Source organism: Candidatus Limnocylindria bacterium (genome assembly GCA_036523395.1).
Taxonomy (GTDB): domain Bacteria; phylum Chloroflexota; class Limnocylindria; order P2-11E; family P2-11E; genus CF-39.
On record DATDEH010000083.1, the window covers coordinates 56,422 to 75,396 of the forward strand.

Below are 18,975 nucleotides of genomic sequence, written 5' to 3' on the forward strand. Positions count from 1 at the left end.
CACGAGTACCGCAGGTTCAAGCACGCGGGAAATGCCTTTCCGCTGTGGTTCCCGGGGTATTCGTGCTCTAGGTCCCGGCTGCCTGAAGACGACGTCAGGTGGCTGACGTCGATGTTTGGCGCCTCAGTCCTCACCGATGCCGAGCCATGTTCCACACAGCAATCCGCTGGTCAGAGCAGTTGGCGGGGTCGTTTGTGGCGCCCTTGCCGACGGCGAAATGGGTCCCGACTTGTGCCACGCTAACCCTCAGGTCGTACTCAAAGTCACGGCTCGAGTTGGCCTGTCCCCGCGCGAGATCGAAGCGCTCGCCCGCAGCGCGGCGGTCGAGGAAGTACCGCACTATCGCATCGCGATCTCGCGGTGCCGCAAAGTCTCCGCCGACCTGACGCCGATCGTCACTAAAGATCACGGCCGTCGCAAGAGCTGCCGTAATCGCTTGCCCGTCACCGGCGTCAATGGCGCGAACGAAAGAGCCTAATAGTTCAGACACGTCTGCCTTCGTGCAGGGAAGGTTGCTCGCGGGTCGGGAACCGCTATCTGGGATCGAACAAGATAACGTGAGCACGCACGCAAGCAAAAGACCAAAGACGAAGCGCGCCGCAGGCGTGCGACCGGGGCTCTGCAGACGAGCTACAGGCCCACGGCGAGGAGCGCAGCGGACCCCAGAAGGACAAGATGGCCTGCGCCGATGATCCGCGCCATCGGCTGCCGATGGATCAGCCATAGCGCCTCCTCGTTAAAGTCGCGTCCTCGTCGGTATTCGATAAGGCTTGCCAGAAAGAGCGCCGCGCCGCCAACGGCACGCGTACCGCCGTACGCGCCAAATACCATTGCACCGACAGCCGGGTTCCCGAGTAGGAACGCGGCGGCTGGCACCAGATACCAGGACCAGAATCCAATCCGGGTCGTCGCTCCGATGCCAAGTACTGCTCCCGTGGGCAGTCCCCATCGAATGGGGCTGGTGTTCACCCACCGCAGTGGTGTCTCCCTATCACACTGCATCAACTGCGGACCCCGGCCAAACCACGCGGCGCCCCCGAGAGCAACGGCCAGCATGGCACCGAGGCTCGCAAGGATCGTCCTCCCGCTGGCATCAACGTAACTACCAAGCAGACCCAGTAGAGCGCCAGCGGCAGCCGCGGCGGCTGCGGCACTGAGCGTGAAGCTCAGGACCGCAAGGCCACGCCTCGCATGACTCCTTCTGTTCCGAAGCACGTCGGAACACGCGATCCCGAAGACCGCGTTGACACCTCAGGGCAGGGTCTGTTGCAGGACCGCGACGAGGGATGCGGAGCCGACCCAGAGCCAGACTACGTCGGCGTCACCGGAACGAAGTGCGAGTCCTATTGCGAGGCCCACGGCAGTGAGCGCAACTAGGAGAAGCACTCTCAGAGTCAGCATGAACCGCCGCACGGTCCGATGTAGGCCCGGCAGATGCAGGTGTATCCAGCGCAGTTGTCGACCCAGTCACAGCACAGGTACTCCGCGCGGCAGTAGCACGTGTACCAGCACTGTGTACCGTTCGGACAACCGAGATAGCCATCGGTACACGGCGTTCCACAGGTGTCAATGCACTGCGTGCCGCTACAGTTGTGACACAGTTTGTAGCCGAAGCACGGGTACGAACTCACGTGATTCGCGCTGGCAAGGTCTGGCGCAGTCACCCTAAGCGCGGCGCTGAACAGCAGTCCGCCCAGCAGAGCGAGGGCCCGACTGCGGCCGAACCGCACCCTCTCAAGAGCTGGGTCTGTGGGATCGCCGATATCAACGAGTTGCATGGACATCTTCCAATGCCTCCCTTAGTGGACTCGGTAGGCGACGTCTTCCGTCGCTCCGCGCTCGCACGATCACCTCGAAATCTCGGACCGTGTGCATGTACGACTTCGCGGTTACATGGCCGCTTTCAATCTCAAGTAGGAAGGGTGTCCGCTGGAGTTCCAGCGCCTTGGCGAGCGACGAGGCTACGGGGTCGACCACGGTCTGGATCCAGGCCGGAAACTGCTCGACGAGCGTGGCTGCCAGCTCCGATCTTCCCGGAACTAAGGCCACCGTGCGTGGAACTTCGCGCGCCTTGGCCAGTTGCGGCACCAGTTCGCGACATGGACTGCAGGTCGCCGATGTCAGCAGCAAGTAAACAGGACCCTTGGCGGCCTCGGGGATTGTTGCGATGACTTCCGGTGACACTGCCCGTCCGATCTCCAGCCCATCTATGTTCCCCGCTGGCCGGCCCGCCCCAGACGCCTCCAAGCGCACCGCGAACACCGCCATCTGGCGGACCAGCGTCAGCGTCGTGATCGTCAGGACTCCTGTCCAAATCGCGAGCCCAATTGACACAAGTTCAGACACGTGACGGCCCTCCATGTTCGTGCCGACTGAGTCGCAGAAGCCCGGGCATCGATGAACCTAACCACGCTGACGCCGTCAATGCGAGTGCGATCAGTAGCTGCTCAACGATGTGCAATGTCGTCGGAGGGCCCAGCGCAAGCGCGAGAGTCGCAAGCAAGGCCAGTCCACCCGTGCGCGCGAGAGTCCGTCGCGAGACGCCCTCATCAGCTTCTCCAAAGCAGAAGCAGGGCTCATGGTTGCCGCGCGCGAGTTGTCGACCGATCAGACCCGTGTACAGCCAGAGCAGCAAGGCGGCAACCGCGATTGCAAAGGCACGGCTGCTTTCGACAATCAAGCCCAAGGCTAGGCTCGCCTCGAAGATTCCTACCGCCAAGGCCATCCGCGGATGAACACCGGAGATGATGCCGAACGAACTGATTCCCCGAGCCGCCAGACTGGGCTCGCGGATCTTCGCTACTGCTGCGACTCCCAATACAACGGCGATGACGCACGCGGCGACGCCTCCGGTCTCACTGCCCCACTCACTACCGAGTGCGGACAGAGCGGAGCCGATCAGGGCGAATCCGCTCACGGCTAGGCGGTCCGAAATATCTCGCGAGCCACGGGCCCGTCCCGTGGGTCAACGCGTACGACCATCGTCACGGTGTCACCAGGCGAGATCGCCTGAACTGATATTGGATCGGTGCGTGTGCCGTTGTAGAAGCGACAGTCAGCAGGGACTCTCGCCGAGCCAGCGCTCGTCGCGATGATGTCGGCAGTGGCAGACACAACCGGACCTGACACCAGGCGATAGAGCGCCTCCACTCGCGACGCACGCAACGGCGGCCTGTCTCCTTCAAGTTCGGCGACCACCTCATCGCCTCGCATGAATGCTTTGTAGGACGCCGCGCCGTCACGGTTGAACGCTGCGTCGTGTATTTGCACGAGCTGTCTACCTTGGGTTGTCTGCAGAAGCATGACGCTTTGATTGAGCTGCTCGATTACGCCGTTTACGCTTGGTTTCACAGGTCCTGCTTCACCGGCAACACTTAGGGTGCCGAGACTTGTCATGCCTACGACGACACCGGCGGCAGTCAGAAGACGGCGGCGGGTAAGCGGAACGTCATTCATAGGGCATCCCTCGCTTTCGACTATTCCCCGACGAGAGGGGCATCCGATCGTGGCCGCTGCGCCGAAGAAGTCGCTACCAAACGTAGTGACGCGGGGGGCCTCGTCAAAGTCGGCAGTTCTACCGACGCCATGCGAATGGATCCGAGCCCCCGCAGGACTGACCGCCGAGACAGTTGGAGGTCGGCTTGCCGATCCGCGAGCCCGGAAGAGTGTTAGTCCCGGCCAGGCCGATGTCCTTTGGACGGTGGGCGGTCGCCGCCGTCGGACTTCTCAAGACGATCCAGCCATTCAGGGTCCTGAAGAACCTGCGCGACGAGCGCAGCGCGACAGTGCACGTGATAGCGGTCATAAAGGCGCTCAAGGTGAGTGCGCACGGTGCGATACGAGGTGCCGACCCGATACGCAATCTCCTTGTCGGTCGAACCGTCGGCGAGGAGTTGGACGATTGCGGTCTGCGCGTTCGTCATTTGCCGGATGCGGCGTTTTGGGCGGTCGTCTCGATCGTCCTCAGCTCTCGCCGCCGCGACGGAGGTCGAAGGCTTCGGTTTGACCACGAAATGTGACTTCCTCCGAGTCTCGTATGACGCTCGGGCAACTCAGCGACGGGTGGCGCCGGGCTCACCCTTTCGTCCGCGCTCAGGTAGCGGATAGTCCTACTGACTGGCAGGTCAGGCAACTGTACCTTTGGTCAAATGCCTGGGCAGTCGTCGCGCAGACAGCCGACGCCTCAGCAGCAGGAAGTGCTCGATCTGCTGTTGCGGGGCGCGACCAACAAGCAAATCGCAGTCCGACTTGGGATCACCGAACGTGGCGTCAAGTACCACGTGTCACGGCTACTCGCGCGCTACTCCGTGGACAGTCGCGCGGAACTCATCTCGTTGATCCTTCGCAGGCGGCGCTGATCGGCATAGCGAGTCGACCAATGAGGCACTCCGCCAAAGAGCCCAGGCACGTAAATGCGACCCGGGACAGATTCCAGTGGCTTGCCGCCAGCCCGCGAGTCCTGGTCACATTTTCGATGTGAAGTGCGCCACGGTGACCCATGGACTACTCCGGTACAACGCGGGGGTGCCTCGGACATTTCTCGTTAGTCGCTTTGGCGTTCTGGCCCTGTTGGTGACGCTGTTGGGCAGGCCTTGGTCTCGGCCAACAATCCGACCGGCGCTTTCGTCCGATTCGTCCGAGACCGGACGCAAACCGTATGGCCTGAGTTTCTTCTCATCCGAAAGTTCCTTCCTCGCGTTCGAGAAGAATCCATAATCACCGCGAGCCGCCGCGAGACCGATGTCGTCCGCCTCGTTGCGCTCCACCGCTTCCTCACCCGCCCTCAGCTCGAGGATTTCCTGTTCGCGGAATCGACGCTGACGCCACGCTCGCGGCAGGTCGTGACCTGGCGGATCCTCGGACGCCTCCAGCGCCACGGCCTCGTTGCTGCTACGCCGCGCCAGAGCGGCGGCGCGGTTGCCGGCTCCACGTTGCCTGGATATTTCCTGACCACGACCGGGCTGCGCGTCGCCGCCACCTTCTACCCCGATCTCCCGGCACGTCGGCCGGCGCGACGCGCGCCGTTCCTCCTCGCGCATAGCGTCATGGCCGCCGACGTCGAGCTCGCCTTCCGCCGCGCGGCGCGCGGGAATTCCGGACACGAGCTGGAGCTCTGGGAGTGCGACTGGCAGACCCGGCTGAAGCTCGGGAGCAAGAAGCTTCTGCCAGACGCGCGACTCGTGTATCGCTTGGGCCGGGTGCTGCTCGATGCCTTCGTCGAGGTGGATCTCGGGACCGAGGGGACGCGCTTCTTCGCCGGCAAGATCGACCGGTACATCTCGGCCCGCTACGACGGCGGCTGGCGCACGCATCTGTCGCGCTGGCCGATGACGCTCACGATCACACCGACTGCGGCGCGGGCGGCGTCGCTCTGGGAGGCGACCACCGCGAGGCTGAACGCGCACCCCTGGTCTTCGGGCGGGATGGCCTTCAAGTTCTGCTCGATCGATGCGCTTCTGGGCGAACCCGGAGTGCTCGGCGCGCGCTGGCGCGTCGCCGGCACAAAGGAGTCGACTCTGTTCGCGACTCCAGAGCAACTTGCCGCGGCAAGCGGTGCTGAGTGAAACGTGGGTCAATCCGCCATCAGTCATCGGTGGGCGGTCGCCGGTGATACGCTCGGCCGCGGTCAGCCGGGAGCGCGTGAAGGTGGCACATGGCCGCACAACGCGCGTGGACATTCACAACTGAAGACGAGTCCCAGACGCTGAAGCCCTCGTACCCGCTCACGGAAGCGATCGCGGACTTCCGGCGCGATGCGCCGATCCGCGAGACCACCCTCCGCGGGTACACCGTCTCGCTCCGCCTATTCACCGAGTGGCTTCAAGCGAAGGCCGACGCACGACCTGCACTCGCCGACCTCACGTACGAAAACGCGTCGGCGTTCGGGGCGAACTTCCGTCCCACGGACAAGCACGCACCGCGCTACACCGAGCGCAACAAGCTAGTCGCGCTCAAAGCGCTCGCGAAGTGGCTCGCCGAGCGGCACCTGTACTTCGAGGCACGCGGTGACCAGCGCCTCTCGATCCTCCGCGACCTGAGGCTCCCACCGGTCCGCAGCTCGGACGCAAACCCTTCAGCGACCGTGAGGTGAAGGCGATCCTCGGCGCGGTTTCCAAGATCGCCACCTACCCGATGCGCGAGCGCGCGATCCTCACCCTCCAGATGTCGGCGCCGATGCGGCCCGACGAGGTGCGGCGCATCGCTCTCCGCGACTTCGAGCCGCGCGAGCGCGAAAGACGCGGACACATCCGGATCCGCGGCGCGAAGACCGAAGCCGGGTCCGACCGAGTCATCCCGCTGGACGACGAGGCCGAGTCGGCGCTCCACAGCTACCTCCGGTTCGAGCGGCCGGCGTGGGCCGGCGACGGACCGAGAGATCACGCCGGCGAAGAGCCGCTCTTCCTGAACCGCGACGGCAGAGGCTTCACCGAGTTCTCCTGGAACAGCCGAAATCAGATCCTGCGACGCCGGCTCCAGCAGTCCGGCGTTCGCGACTTCGTCCAGTACCGCTCCCGCGGATACGCCGCGAAGCGCCTGCAGAAGCGACGCGTGCCGCTGCAGGTGATCATGCAGATCGGCGGCTGGAAGCGGGAAGCGATGCCGACGCGGTACATCGGCAAGTACGACGAGGACGAGCTCAAGGACTTCCCCACCGCGAACCTGCGCGACGTCCTCGCGAGGTAACAAGAGACCACTGCGGGTCAGACCTCTGCGGGAAAACGGAAGACCTCTGCGGGGGCAAGAACGCGATCAGCACGATCGGCCCGGTTCTATTGACTCGGAGGCGACGGCGGGAATCGAACCCGCGATGAAGGTTTTGCAGACCTCTGCCTTACCACTTGGCTACGTCGCCTAGGAGCGGCGGCGGCGAGCGACTCGCCGGGCGCCGCGACGACGGCGACGTGAGCGAAGCGATACGTCGCCTAAGAGGCACGTACCCACAGCTAACGGCGCCGGTCGGGTCAGTCAAGTCTACGGGGAAAAATGCGGGAGGGCAGGCGACGTGCATACTGCCGCCGCATGCTTCCCATCGGCGACCAGGACGAACCGGGCGGCCTCCCGCTCGTCAACATCGCGATCATCGCGATCAACGTCCTCGTCTTCGTCCTGCTCCAGCTCCCGAGCGATGCGTTCACGATGGGCTTCAGCACGATCCCGAAGGAGATCACGACTGGCGTCGACCTGGTCGGCCCGGTCGCGATCACTCTCCCCGACGGCAGCGTCGAGACGCTCATCGAGGCGCCGGGTCCGAGTCCCATCTGGCTGACGCTGTTCACGTCGATGTTCATGCACGGCGGCTGGCTGCACATCGGTGGGAACATGCTCTTTCTGTTCATCTTTGGCGACAACGTCGAGCGGCGGCTTGGCTCGCTCCTGTATCTCGCGTTCTATCTGGTCTGCGGCGTCGTCGCATCCGCGGCGCAGATCGCCACCGACGTCAACTCCGTGATCCCGAGCCTCGGAGCGTCGGGTGCGATCAGCGGTGTGCTCGCGGCCTACCTCGTGTACTTCCCGCAGAACCGTGTGCGCGTTCTGGTGGGTTTCCGCTACGTCACCGAGGTGCCCGCGCTGGTGATGATCGGGCTATGGGCGCTGATCCAGTTCATATCGGGATTCGGCTCCATCGCCACGACCGCTTCGAGCGGCGGAGGCGTCGCGTACTTCGCGCACATCGGAGGGTTCATCGCCGGCGTCGTACTGGCATTCCTGTTGCGCGCTGTGGGCCGAGGACCCACGAGACCCTTCGCGACCGTGTAGCTGGCCGCTTAGAGGATGCGGGCGATCCGCTCCACGTCCTCGGCCACATCGGTACGGCCGTCGAGACGGTACGCGTGGGACAAGAGGTGGCACTTCTCTTTTGCCGTATCGCGCCGCCCGATCGCGCAATCGATCTCGATGAGCAGTCGCTGCGGCTCGCGGTCGGTGAGACCGTGGGCGATGTAGTCGAGCAGGAGGTCCGAGGCTGACTGCAGCTTCCCGTGGGTGAGGAGGCGGCGCGCCGCGTCGAGGGTCGCGTCGGTCGCGCGCTTGTCGCGCCTGCCGATGAGGAGCGTCGCGCGCGCCGCGACCGTGTTCGCGGCCTCGAGATCGTTGCCCTGCGGGACCAGCGCCTTGAGCTCGCGTTCGAGATCGAGTGGCGGGCGCGCTGCCCGTGGCGGTCGTGCGGGCGCGATGACCGGCGCCGGAACGGGCGCGGACTTGTGGCCGTTGGGCGAGAGGCCGGCACGGGCGAGAAGATCCACAGGCCGCCCGAGATCCACCCCTTCGGCGTGTGTGACGGTGCTCGCGCCGTTGAGCACGACCGTCGTCTGCGAGGCGGAGGGCCGGGTCGTCTGCGAAGCCGAGGGCTGGGCCGCGGCCGGAGCTTTCACTGGTTCGGCCTTCGCGGGCGTGGGCTTCGCGGGCTCGGGCCGCAGGACTGGTGGCTCGGTCCGGAACGTGGGCGGCTCGGGCTCGGATCGGAAAGCGTGCGGCTCTGGTCGTAGCGCTGCCGGCGTCGTCCGGAATGTCGGCGGCTCCGGCTGCGCGCGGAAGACGGGCCGATCGATCTTCGGCGCCGGCGCCACCGGCTTTGGAGCGAGCTCGGAGCGGGCGATGATGGGCGGCACTTCACCGATCCGTGGCGCAGGGCCGGCGGAGCCACCGGTCGCGGCCGCGACGCGATCGACGATCGCCCTGAGGCCGGGTAGGTCGCCGAGCGTCTCGCGCCCGTATGTGAGCTCCAGCCACGCGCGACGCGTGTCGTGCTGAGCGAGGGCCATGTCGACGAAGCGCGCGTACTCGCGGATCGCGCTCGGGAGGTCGCCCTGGTTCGCGAGCGCGGCCGCGAGACGACGGTGCGCGGCGAGATCGGACGGAGCGATCGCCACGGCCTCGAGCAGCAAAGCGACGGCGGTCGCGCGATCACCGCCCTGTGCGAATCTCCCCGCCGCTTCGCGCAGCGTCGTGAGCGCCGCGCCGACATCCTGCTGCGCTGCCTGCGCGCGCGCGAGACCGCAGTACGCCTCGATGTCGCCGCGCTTCTCGACGAGCTCGCGGAACGCCACCTCAGACTGCCGAGCTTTCCCGCTTTCGAGAAGCTTCGCCGCGTTGTCGGTCGCGCGACGGTGGCCGCCACTCTGCGGCTTCTGCGAGGCGCCGCACGCAGCGAGCGCTGAGGCAAGCTCGGCCGCGCGCTCCTCGCCCATCGCGCGCGCTGCCTTCGTACGTACTCGCGCGACCAGACCGTCGAGCTGAGCAGGGCTGATGGTGTTGGCGTTGACGCCGAGCGCGTGGAATTCCGTGGAGAGGAAGGTCTGCGTAGCGGGCCCGAGGTAGCCCTTGGCTACCCCCAGCAGCTGCTGCGCAAACGCGTTCAATCTTCGCCTGCGGTCGCGTCGTCCGACAATGCGTAGAAGCGGAGGGCGTTCAGCATCCGATCAAAGGCGGACGCGACCTCGCGCGTGATGTCGTCACCCGAGCGTGTGTCGAAGCGCGCGTACCGAAGGTCAACATCGCCGGTGGAGACCATCGTCGCCTCACCAACGAGGCGTCGCAGCGGACGCACCAGCGAACGAGTCAGCAGCACGCCGATGACGAGCGAGAGGAGCAGTCCCACGATGACCATGCTCGTCGCGTTCACCGTGGCGTCGTCCGCGGCCTTGGTGTACGTCGCGATCGGGACCGCGAGCACGTAGGCCCACGGCTTGGCGGTGAGACGGGTCACGACGCCGCGCTGCTCGAGGTCCGCGTTGCCGAAGGAGAACTGCGAAGAGGTCGTGATCCCCCTGGGCAGCTTGTCGAGCGCGGTCTTCAGCGTGGGCAGCGGGTCGATGACGAGCTGCTCCGGGGTCTTCGTACCAAAGCGCTTGTCCGCCGCGAGCTTCTTCGCGGTCTCCGCCTCGATCGGTGCGATCGGCTTGTAGATGAGCGACTCCGCCTGATCGCGGTGACCCTTCGTCTCGGACACCGCGAGCCGGATCCCGAAGTCGTCCACGAGGAAACCGTGAGCGCCGGCGCCAACGGCGCCGAGGTCGCCCTCGACGACGTCCCAGATCGCGGCGAGGTTCACGCGGGTACGCACGACAGCGAGGACCTTCTCGCCGTCCATCACAGGCGCGGAGAAGAAAAGAGCTGGCTTGTTCGTGATGACGGAGTAGCTCGGGTCGCTGATGTACGGCGTGCCCTTGAACGCGGTCGTGAAGTACTCGCGGAACTTCACGCTCGTGCCCTCGTCGGTGAGGATCGACGCCGCGACGATCGTTCCGTCGGGGTCGACGACCGCGACCGATTCGTATTCAGGCGAGCGGGCGGCCGCGGCGGAGAGAGCCACGCGCGCGGCCGCCTTCGCGGCGGGGTCTTTCATGTTTTGGCCGAAGCGGATGATGTCCGGCAGCTTGCCGACGAGGACGATGTCGCCAAGCCGGCTCTGCAGATACGCATCGATGGCGCCGGCGGTCGAGGTCGAGCGCTGCTGGATGTTCGTGACGCCGAGGCTCGTGAGGTCCTGACGAGTCGTTTGGATGGAGACCATGCTCACGAGGGTCACGGGGACGATGCCAACGCAAAGGAGTGCTCCGAGGACCTTCTGCCAGAAACGGATCCGAAGGAAACCCATAGCTACCCCTGACCTCTCTCCATGTGTCGCCCCACAGGCTCGTCGCCTACGCGCACTGTGGGCGCGTGAGCACACGGCGGGTAGTCAGGCCCGCATAAACCGTCCGTACCGGCTTCGGACTAGTACCCCAATGGGGGGACTATGACGGTCCGGCGTCAGCGCGGGATGCGCTGCGAGCGCCGTGCGTCGCGCATCAGGCCACGCAGCAAGCGCTTGGACTCCTCAAGTTCCGTGCGGTCCGCCTCGGTCAGGCCGCCGCGCTGAGGATCGAGGCGCCACCAGCACTCGAAGCCCCAGAGGCGCTCTTCGCCGAGCCGCAGGCGCGGGATCCCGGTACCGGCCCGGCGGAGCTCGCCGGTCTCGAAGTCGAAGAAGCCTTCAAAGCTGGCGGCCTGGCCGGTGCGGTCGGGTTCGCCCTCGCGCAGGTCGAGAAGGATCACGCAGGGCGTTCCCGGGCGGATCTCATCCGCCGCACGCACCGGTCGGGCACGGGTGCCGCGCCGCGCTGGTCGCCGGTCCGGGCGCGCATCGCGAGGTGGACCACGACGTGGATCGCGGAGGGCGGGGGCGCGCTCGGGTTGTGCAGGCGCGCGCTCCGGTTGCGCTGGTGGTTGCTGTGGACGTCCTCCGCGCCGTCGTCCACCGCGCGACCGACGACGCGGTGATCGCCCTGCGTCCGGCATGCCGTCATATTGGCATGCCGCGGCTTGGTCGACCGTCGTGACCGGTCGCGCCGGTACACTCGATCTCGGATGCACGAAGTTTTCGACGAGTTCAAGCGACAGCTCCCCGATATCGATCCGGCCGAGACCGATGAGTGGATCGAGTCCCTCGACGCCCTCGTCAAGCAAGCGGGCCCCGAGCGGGCGCGCTTCGTCCTCTACAAGCTCCTCAAGCGCGCGCGCATGCTGCAGGTAGGACTGCCGCCGCTCACGCAGACGCGTTACATCAACACGATCTCCCCTGAGCAGGAGCCCGACTTCCCGGGCGATGAGGAGATGGAACACCGCATCCGGCAGTACATCCGCTGGAACGCCGTCGCGATGGTCGTGCGCGCGAACCATCGCTATGACGGCATCGGCGGGCACCTCGCGACCTATGCGTCGTCCGCGACGCTCTACGAGGTCGGCTTCAACCACTTCTTCCGCGGCAAGGACGACGGCAATGACGGCGATCAGGTCTTCTACCAGGGCCACGCATCGCCTGGCATCTACGCGCGCGCGTTCCTCGAGGGCCGCCTGAAGGAGAGCCAGCTCGATCACTTCCGGCGCGAGAGCAAGCCCGGTGAGGGACTGTCCTCATATCCCCACCCGCGCCTCATGCCCGACTACTGGGAATTCCCGACCGTCTCGATGGGGCTCGGTCCGATCACTGCGATCTATCAGGCGCGCTTCAACCGCTACCTGCAGAACCGCGGGATCAAGGACACGAACGCGCAGCGGGTGTGGGGATTCCTCGGCGATGGCGAATGCGACGAGCCCGAGTCGCTCGGCGCGCTCCATCTCGCGGCCCGCGAGGGGCTCGACAACCTGACCTTCGTCGTGAACTGCAACCTACAGCGTCTCGATGGTCCGGTGCGTGGCAACGGCAAGATCATCCAGGAGCTGGAGGCGGTGTTCCGCGGCTCGGGCTGGAACGTGATCAAGGTGATCTGGGGCCGCGAGTGGGACGACCTTCTTGCGCGCGACGTCGACGGTGTCCTCGTGAACAAGATGAACGAGACGACCGACGGCGAGTCGCAGCGCCTCACGATCGCTGACGGCGCGTACATCCGGGAGCACTTCTTCGGACCGGACCCGCGCCTCCGCAAGCTCGTCGAGCACCTATCCGATGCGGACCTGATGAAGCTGCGACGTGGCGGTCATGACTATCGCAAGGTCTATGCGGCCTACCACGAGGCCGTCCGACACACCGCGGCGCCGACCGCGATCCTCGCGCAGACGGTCAAGGGCTGGGCGCTCGGACCCAACGTCGAGGGACGCAACATCACACACCAGGCGAAGAAGCTCACGTTCGAAGAGCTGAAGATCTTCCGCGATCGCCTCGAGCTACCGATCACCGATAAGCAGCTCGAGGAGGATCCGCCGTACTACCACCCGGGGATGGACAGCTCCGAGGTCCGGTACATGCTCGAGCGTCGCCGGGCGCTCGGTGGCGTCGTGCCCAAGCGGGTCGTTCGAGGAAAGCCGCTGCCTGTCCCAAGCGATGCCGCGTTCGCCGAGTTCCCGAAGGGATCGGGGAAAGCAGCCGCGTCGACGACGATGGCGTTCACGCGGCTCCTGCGGAATCTGCTGCGCGATGAGTCGATCGGCTCGCGCGTCGTCCCGATCATCCCGGACGAAGCGCGCACGTTCGGCATGGACCCGCTTTTCAAAGAGGTCGGCATCTACTCTTCGCTCGGCCAGACCTACGAGCCGGTCGACGCTGAGACGCTGCTTCCCTATCGCGAGGCGACGAATGGACAGGTGCTCGAGGAGGGCATCACCGAGGCCGGCTCGATGGCGAGCTTCACCGCAGCGGGCACGAGCTACGCGACGCACTCCGAAGCGATGCTGCCCTTCTACATCTTCTACTCGATGTTCGGGTTCCAGCGCACGATGGACCAGATCTGGGCGTTTGGTGACGCGCGCGGGCGCGGGTTCCTCCTCGGGGCGACCGCTGGCCGCACGACGCTCAACGGCGAGGGCCTGCAGCACGAGGACGGGCACAGCCATCTGCTCGCGACGGCCGTGCCCAACATCCGCGCATACGATCCGGCGTTCGCGTACGAGACCGCGGTCATCGTGCGCGACGGCATCCGCCGCATGTTCGTCGACAACATGGACGTCTTCTACTACCTCACGCTCTACAACGAGAACTACCCGATGCCGCCGATGCCCGCGGGCGTCGAGGACGGCATCCTGCGCGGCATCTACCTCTTCCGGAAAGGCGAGGGCGGCGGCCGAAGCCATGTCACGCTCCTCGGCTCCGGCCCGATCCTGATGCAGGTGCTGCGGACCCAGGAGATGCTGCAGGAGAAGTACGACGTCGCCGCGGACGTGTACAGCGTCACGAGTTACCAGCAGCTGCGCAACGAGGCGCTCGAGGTCGAGCGCTGGAACCGGCTGCACCCGACGGAGACCGCGAAGGTCCCCTACGTGGTGCAGGTGCTGGGCGGCGCGACGCCGATCATCGCCGCGAGCGACTTCATGAAGGCGGTCCCGGATCAGATCTCCCGCTGGCTCTCGCAGCCCTTCGTTCCGTTGGGGACCGACGGCTTCGGACGGAGCGACACGCGCGAGGCGCTACGCCGTCACTTCGAAGTGGACGCGGAGAGCATCGCGGTCGCGTCCCTCAACGCACTCGCGCTCTGCGAGCAGTACTCGCCGCAGGACGTCGCGAAGGCTATCGCGGATCTCGGCATCGATCCGAACAAACCGGAGCCGCGGACCGCCTAACTCAGCGCGGCGTGCGCTGGAACTCGACCAAGCGGCCGTCTTCGCACCGGAAGGTCACGACCGAGTCGGCGTACTCGCTATGACCGGTGAAAACTCTGCCGCTCGCGTCGCCGCCGCCGATGCTGCCGCCGCTCAGCATCTGTTGGGCCGCGCCGGGCCACCTACTGCTCGAAGTGCCCGCGCCATTCTCGAAGCACTCGGCGGTCGCGGGTACGGCCTGGGCGACATACAGCATCACGACGCCAAACCCGAGGAGAGCGCCACCGAGGGCGGCGGGTCGCGCGTACGTCAGCTCACCCCGTCGCAGCGCGCGGTACAGCAAGAGGAGGAACACCACCCCAGCCGGCAAGACAGCGAGGCCGATCGAGAACGCCGCGAGGAAGCCGAAGAACAGACAGCCGCTCGCGAGCAACGCGAGCAACGTGACATATCGCGAGCGCCGCCAGGGCACTACTTGCGCACCCACCGCCAGACCGAACATCGCAGCCGCGAGAAGCACGTAGTCGAAGCGCTCCGGCTCGAAGATCTTCGAGCCATCCGCACGCAGCGCTAGGTAAACGGGGAACAGAAGGACGGCACCGACACCCGCCGCTACCGCGACGGCCAAGATGCGCAGCGCTTGCGACGAGTTACGCACGGGTCAACGGTCGGTAGCGGATGCGATGCGGCTGCCAGTCGTCGCCCTTTTCCTTGCGCATGAACTCCTCGTACGAGTGGTAGTTCCCCTCGAACCAGCGCACGCGGCTGTCGCCCTCGAAGACGAGGAGATGCGTCGCCACGCGGTCGAGGAACCAGCGGTCGTGGCTGATCACTACGACACATCCGGCGAAATCGAGGAGCGCTTCCTCGAGGGCACGTAGTGTGTCGACATCGAGGTCGTTCGACGGCTCGTCGAGCAGCAGGACGTTCGCACCGGACTTGAGCATCTTCGCGAGATGGACGCGATTGCGCTCGCCGCCCGAAAGGTCACCGACCCGCTTCTGCTGGTCCGCGCCGCGGAAGTTGAACGACGCGACGTACGCGCGCGCATTGCGCGTCCGTGCACCGATCTGGATGTTCTCCTGTCCCTCGGCGATCTCCTCCCACACGTTCTTCTTGGGGTCGAGCGCGTCGCGCGACTGCGACACGTAGCCAAGCTTCACGGTCTCGCCCACCACGAGCGATCCGCCATCTGCCTTTTCCTCGCCGGTGATGAGACGGAACAGCGTCGTCTTGCCGGCGCCGTTCGGTCCGATGATCCCGACGATGCCGCCACGCGGCAGCGCGAACGTGAGGTCGTCGAAGAGCAGCCGGTCCCCGTATCCCTTGCGGAGCTTGGTCGCGTTGATCACGACGTCACCGAGCCGCGGGCCGGGCGGGATGCTGATCTCGAGCTCGCGCTCGCGCTCGTCCGGCGACTCCGCCAGGAGTCGTTCATACGACTCGATGCGCGCCTTGCTCTTCGCCTGGCGCGCGCGCGGCGATGCCTGCACCCACTCGAGCTCGCGAGCGAGGGTGCGCTGGCGCGCCGACTCCTGCTTCTCTTCGTCCGCGAGCCGTTTGCGCTTCTGATCGAGCCACGAGCTGTAGTTGCCCTCGTACGGGATGCCCGCGCCCTTGTCGAGCTCGAGGATCCAGCTCGCGGCGTTGTCGAGGAAGTAGCGGTCGTGCGTCACCGCGACGACGCACCCGTCATAGCCGGTGAGCGTTCGCTCTAGCCACGCCACCGATTCCGCGTCGAGGTGGTTCGTGGGCTCGTCGAGCAGCAGCAGGTCGGGGTGAGCGAGAAGCAAGCGGCAGAGCGCGACGCGGCGACGCTCACCGCCCGACAGGGTCTTCACGTCCTGCTCGCCGGGCGGCAGCCGCAGCGCGTCCATCGCGTGGTCGATCTGGCTGTCGAGATCCCACAGCCCTTTGGCCTCGATCTCGTCCTGCGCCTTCTGGAAATCGACATTGAGCCTGTCCATATCGGCATCCGATAGCGACTCGCCGAACTTCGCCGACAGCTCTTCGTACCGTTTGAGCACGGCGCGGCGGTCGGCGACGCCCTCTTCGACGTTGCCGCGGACGTCCTTGTTCGCATCCAGCTGCGGCTCCTGGGCGAGCAGGCCGGCGCGGTAGCCCTCCGTGATGCGGGCGTCGCCGACGTACTCCTTGTCGATCCCGGCCATGATCCGGAGGAGCGTGGATTTCCCCGCTCCATTCGGCCCCAGCACGCCGATCTTCGCCGTCGGGTAGAAGGCCAGCGTGATGCCCTTCAGGATCTCGCGCTGCGACCCGGGCGCGATCTTCTTGAGGCCGTACATCGTGTAGATGAATTGCGGCGGCATGTAAGAACCGTATCAGCGGACAGTCAGATACGCTTTCCCCCGCCACACCGGGGAGGGCTGATGAGCGACGAGGGGCGCAGCTTCCGTCTGGCCAAGGACGTCATGCCGAGCGCCTATGCGCTCCGGTTCGAGCTCGAGTTCGACCGCTGGACCTCGACCGGCCACGAGCAGATCACGCTCCGCACATCAAAGCCCACGCGCGAGATCGTGCTTCACGCGCTGGAGCTGGACATCCGGAAAGCGACGCTCGACGGTGATGCTGCGCAGGCGACCAACTACGACACGGAGGCCGAGACCGCCACGCTGCGGTTCAGACGAGAGATCCCCGCCGGCGAGCACACGCTCGAGATCTCGTGGACAGGCAGCATCCGCGAATCGCTGCGCGGCCTGTACCGCTCGCTGCGCGGCGAAGAGCGCTACGCGGCGACTCAGTTCGAGGCCGCTGACGCGCGCCGAGCGTTCCCGTGCTTTGACGAGCCCGAGTTCAAGGCCCGTTTCAGCGTCGAATTGATCCATCCCGCCGGGAACGCTGCCATCGCGAACATGCCCGTTGTATCCCAAGAACAGCTGGACGAGCACCGCACGCGGAGCACCTTCCGCGAGACGCCGAAGATCTCCACCTACCTCGTCGCGTTCACGGTCGGCCCCTACGAGTTCACCGAGGTCGCGACGACCCCGTCGGGGATCCCCGTCCGCGTCTGCCTGCCACCGGGGCTCGCGGCGCAGGGCACGTACGCGCGCGACGCGCACGTGCGTTCCGTCGAGTGGCTTCAGGGGTACACGGCGCTCCCCTACCCGTATTACAAGGTCGACGCGATCGGGATCCCGGACTTCGAGGCCGGCGCGATGGAGAACCCGGGCGCGATCACGTATCGCACGCGGCTCCTCGCCGCGGACGAGCGCAACGCTTCGATCCAGACCCTGAAGGGCGTGTTCAGCACCGCCGCGCACGAGCTCACCCACATGTGGTGGGGCGACCTCGTGACGATGCGGTGGTGGACGGATCTCTGGCTCAATGAATCGTTCGCGTCGTTCGTAGGCGAGAAGGCCACCGCCGCGCTCAATCCGGAGTGGCGCTACTGGCGCGACTTCGTCGCCGACAACACGAGCGCGTTCAACCTCGATGCGCTTGCCTCGACGCACCCGATCTCGGTCGAGGCGAAGAGTGCCGAGGAGGCGTCGCAGCGCTTCGACGCGATCTCGTACACGAAAGGCGCGGCGGTGCTCCGTATGATCGAGGGGTACCTCGGCGAGGGCGCGTTCCGCGAAGGCGTTCGCATCTACCTGAAGCGGCACGCGGAGGCGAACGCGTCGGCGGACGACTTCTGGCACGCGCTGGACGAATCGTCGGGCCAGGACGTGACCGCCATCGCGAACGCGTGGATCAAGGAGTCGGGGCACCCGCTGCTGGACATCCGCGCGCGCGACGCCGACGGCGGGCTCGAGCTTGACCTTTCGCAGACTCGCTACTTCTCCGACTCGAACGCCACGGCGACAAAGCAGCGCTGGCCGATACCGCTCGTGATCAAGTACGGCACCGCCGATGGTGTACGCGAGCACCGCTCAGTGTTGAGGTCAGAGCGCGGGACCATCCAGCTTCCCGGCGCGAAGTGGTTCTTCCCGAACGCGGGCGGCCGGGGCTTCTATCGCTTCCGTTTCGCCAGCGGATTCGAGGGTGACCGTCTCGATGCCGGCATCGAGCATCTGGCCGCCGAGGAACGGCTCTCGCTCGTCGACGATCTCTGGGCGATCGCACGTCACGGGAAGGCCACGCTCGCGATGTTCCTAACGCGACTCGAAACGCTGCGCGGTGAACAAGACCGCGCGGTGCTCGCCGCCATCGGCGACTCGATGTCGTGGCTCGGCAACTACGCGGTGCGCGACGCGACGGAGCGTCCGTTCGCACGTCTCGTCGACGATCTCTACCGCCCGATCCTCGAAGCTGCGGGCTGGACGGCCCGCGACGGCGACGACACCGACACACGTGAGAAGCGCACGCGCGCGATCGGCATGCTCGGCTTCCATGCTCGCGCAAAGGACATTCGCGACGAGGCGCAGCGCCGCGTGCGCGACCACCTCGAGGGTCGTGAGCGGCTCAACCCCGACGTCGCCGGGACGATCGTCGCCGTTGCCGCGACCGTCGGCGACAACGCGCTCTGGGACCGCTACGTCGCGCGCATGCAGCAGGCGCAAGCCACCGATACGCAGGAGGAGGCGCGTTTCCGCCAGGGGCTCATCTCCTTCGAAGAGCCCGAGCTCGCGCAGCGCACCGCCGAGGCGATCTTCTCGCCGCTCATCCGCGTGCAGGACCGCGGGCTCATGCTCATCCCGATGATGCAGTCCCGTCGCACGCGTCTCGCGGCCTGGGAGGCCGTAAAGACGCACTGGGACGGCGACGTCGCCGGAACGGACATGGCGCCGCTGCTCAAGCAGGGCTACGTGACCGCGATCAGCCAGCTCACCCAGCGCGGCCTGGCCGATGAGGCGGCCGCGTTCCTCGAGGCGAAGCGCACGCCGGACATCCAGGAGACGGTCGCGCAGAGCCTGGAGCGGCTCCGGATCAACACCGCGGCCGCGGAGCGCCTGGCGGCCGAGCTCGAGGACGCGCTGCGGGTGCCGACCGCTCGCTAGC

Annotated in this window: 16 protein-coding genes and 1 tRNA gene; 7 read left to right on the forward strand and 10 right to left on the reverse strand. The window is 66.2% G+C overall.

Annotated elements, in window-relative coordinates:
- The first annotated feature begins 136 nt into the window (after positions 1–136).
- Positions 137–478, forward strand: coding sequence for a hypothetical protein (locus VI056_10890; GenBank protein ID HEY6203536.1), 342 nt, complete (start codon positions 137–139; stop codon positions 476–478).
- 1,286 nt (positions 479–1,764) lie between these two features.
- Here the strand turns inward: VI056_10890 and VI056_10895 are convergent.
- The 3 genes from VI056_10895 to VI056_10905 all read right to left on the reverse strand — a co-directional run bounded on the left by VI056_10895 (position 1,765) and on the right by VI056_10905 (position 3,923).
- Positions 1,765–2,346, reverse strand: coding sequence for a hypothetical protein (locus tag VI056_10895; protein ID HEY6203537.1), 582 nt, complete (start codon positions 2,344–2,346; stop codon positions 1,765–1,767).
- The gene (locus VI056_10900) at positions 2,339–2,917 is read right to left on the reverse strand and encodes a MauE/DoxX family redox-associated membrane protein (GenBank protein ID HEY6203538.1); all 579 of its coding nucleotides are present in this window, start codon (positions 2,915–2,917) and stop codon (positions 2,339–2,341) included. The genes VI056_10895 and VI056_10900 overlap by 8 nt, the downstream gene beginning before the upstream one ends.
- Before the next feature lie 751 nt (positions 2,918–3,668).
- On the reverse strand, positions 3,669–3,923 hold the full coding sequence (locus VI056_10905) for a LuxR C-terminal-related transcriptional regulator (protein HEY6203539.1): 255 nt from the start codon (positions 3,921–3,923) through the stop codon (positions 3,669–3,671).
- Between the two features lie 669 nt (positions 3,924–4,592).
- Here VI056_10905 and VI056_10910 point away from each other — a divergent pair.
- The 3 genes from VI056_10910 to VI056_10920 all read left to right on the forward strand — a co-directional run bounded on the left by VI056_10910 (position 4,593) and on the right by VI056_10920 (position 6,684).
- Complete coding sequence (locus VI056_10910) at positions 4,593–5,564, forward strand: replication-relaxation family protein (GenBank protein HEY6203540.1); 972 nt, start codon at positions 4,593–4,595, stop codon at positions 5,562–5,564.
- 89 nt (positions 5,565–5,653) lie between these two features.
- Positions 5,654–6,091 (forward strand): hypothetical protein, encoded by a 438-nt coding sequence (locus VI056_10915; GenBank protein ID HEY6203541.1) that lies wholly within the window; start codon positions 5,654–5,656, stop codon positions 6,089–6,091.
- Positions 6,088–6,684, forward strand: coding sequence for a site-specific integrase (locus VI056_10920; GenBank protein HEY6203542.1), 597 nt, complete (start codon positions 6,088–6,090; stop codon positions 6,682–6,684). The genes VI056_10915 and VI056_10920 overlap by 4 nt, the downstream gene beginning before the upstream one ends.
- A gap of 98 nt (positions 6,685–6,782) precedes the next feature.
- On the opposite strand, the gene VI056_10925 is transcribed toward VI056_10920, so the two are convergent.
- Positions 6,783–6,853 (reverse strand) — tRNA-Cys (locus tag VI056_10925).
- Positions 6,854–7,020: 167 nt separating this feature from the next.
- Between VI056_10925 and VI056_10930 the strand changes: the two genes are divergently transcribed.
- The gene (locus VI056_10930; GenBank protein HEY6203543.1) at positions 7,021–7,758 is read left to right on the forward strand and encodes a rhomboid family intramembrane serine protease; all 738 of its coding nucleotides are present in this window, start codon (positions 7,021–7,023) and stop codon (positions 7,756–7,758) included.
- 8 nt (positions 7,759–7,766) lie between these two features.
- Here the strand turns inward: VI056_10930 and VI056_10935 are convergent, their stop codons facing one another.
- From VI056_10935 to VI056_10950, 4 genes are all read right to left on the reverse strand, one after another.
- Complete coding sequence (locus VI056_10935) at positions 7,767–9,359, reverse strand: hypothetical protein (GenBank protein HEY6203544.1); 1,593 nt, start codon at positions 9,357–9,359, stop codon at positions 7,767–7,769.
- The gene (locus tag VI056_10940) at positions 9,356–10,597 is read right to left on the reverse strand and encodes a cache and HAMP domain-containing protein (GenBank protein ID HEY6203545.1); all 1,242 of its coding nucleotides are present in this window, start codon (positions 10,595–10,597) and stop codon (positions 9,356–9,358) included. Before VI056_10940 ends, VI056_10935 begins: the two co-directional genes overlap by 4 nt.
- Positions 10,598–10,752: 155 nt before the next feature.
- Positions 10,753–11,037, reverse strand: coding sequence for a hypothetical protein (locus VI056_10945; protein ID HEY6203546.1), 285 nt, complete (start codon positions 11,035–11,037; stop codon positions 10,753–10,755).
- Positions 11,034–11,288, reverse strand: a complete 255-nt coding sequence (locus VI056_10950) for a hypothetical protein (protein ID HEY6203547.1) — start codon at positions 11,286–11,288, stop codon at positions 11,034–11,036. Before VI056_10950 ends, VI056_10945 begins: the two co-directional genes overlap by 4 nt.
- Before the next feature lie 61 nt (positions 11,289–11,349).
- On the opposite strand from VI056_10950, the gene aceE reads away from it, so the two are divergent.
- Positions 11,350–14,034, forward strand: coding sequence for a pyruvate dehydrogenase (acetyl-transferring), homodimeric type (gene aceE / locus VI056_10955; protein ID HEY6203548.1), 2,685 nt, complete (start codon positions 11,350–11,352; stop codon positions 14,032–14,034).
- Between the two features lies 1 nt (position 14,035).
- Here aceE and VI056_10960 read toward each other — a convergent pair whose 3' ends face one another.
- Positions 14,036–14,671, reverse strand: coding sequence for a hypothetical protein (locus VI056_10960; protein HEY6203549.1), 636 nt, complete (start codon positions 14,669–14,671; stop codon positions 14,036–14,038).
- Positions 14,664–16,343, reverse strand: a complete 1,680-nt coding sequence (gene ettA / locus VI056_10965; protein ID HEY6203550.1) for an energy-dependent translational throttle protein EttA — start codon at positions 16,341–16,343, stop codon at positions 14,664–14,666. The genes VI056_10960 and ettA overlap by 8 nt, the downstream gene beginning before the upstream one ends.
- A 60-nt stretch (positions 16,344–16,403) precedes the next feature.
- Here ettA and VI056_10970 point away from each other — a divergent pair, with 60 nt between their 5' ends.
- Complete coding sequence (locus tag VI056_10970) at positions 16,404–18,974, forward strand: M1 family metallopeptidase (GenBank protein ID HEY6203551.1); 2,571 nt, start codon at positions 16,404–16,406, stop codon at positions 18,972–18,974.
- The last annotated feature ends 1 nt before the right edge of the window (position 18,975 follow it).

Coding starts and splice junctions, on each gene's coding strand:
- ettA (HEY6203550.1), bottom strand. CDS start 16,343: ATGCCGCCGCAATTCATCTACACGATGTACGGCCTCAAGAAGATCGCG.
- VI056_10930 (HEY6203543.1), top strand. CDS start 7,021: ATGCTTCCCATCGGCGACCAGGACGAACCGGGCGGCCTCCCGCTCGTC.
- aceE (HEY6203548.1), top strand. CDS start 11,350: ATGCACGAAGTTTTCGACGAGTTCAAGCGACAGCTCCCCGATATCGAT.
- VI056_10950 (HEY6203547.1), bottom strand. CDS start 11,288: ATGACGGCATGCCGGACGCAGGGCGATCACCGCGTCGTCGGTCGCGCG.
- VI056_10970 (HEY6203551.1), top strand. CDS start 16,404: ATGAGCGACGAGGGGCGCAGCTTCCGTCTGGCCAAGGACGTCATGCCG.
- VI056_10890 (HEY6203536.1), top strand. CDS start 137: ATGCCGAGCCATGTTCCACACAGCAATCCGCTGGTCAGAGCAGTTGGC.
- VI056_10915 (HEY6203541.1), top strand. CDS start 5,654: ATGGCCGCACAACGCGCGTGGACATTCACAACTGAAGACGAGTCCCAG.
- VI056_10905 (HEY6203539.1), bottom strand. CDS start 3,923: ATGACGAACGCGCAGACCGCAATCGTCCAACTCCTCGCCGACGGTTCG.
- VI056_10940 (HEY6203545.1), bottom strand. CDS start 10,597: ATGGGTTTCCTTCGGATCCGTTTCTGGCAGAAGGTCCTCGGAGCACTC.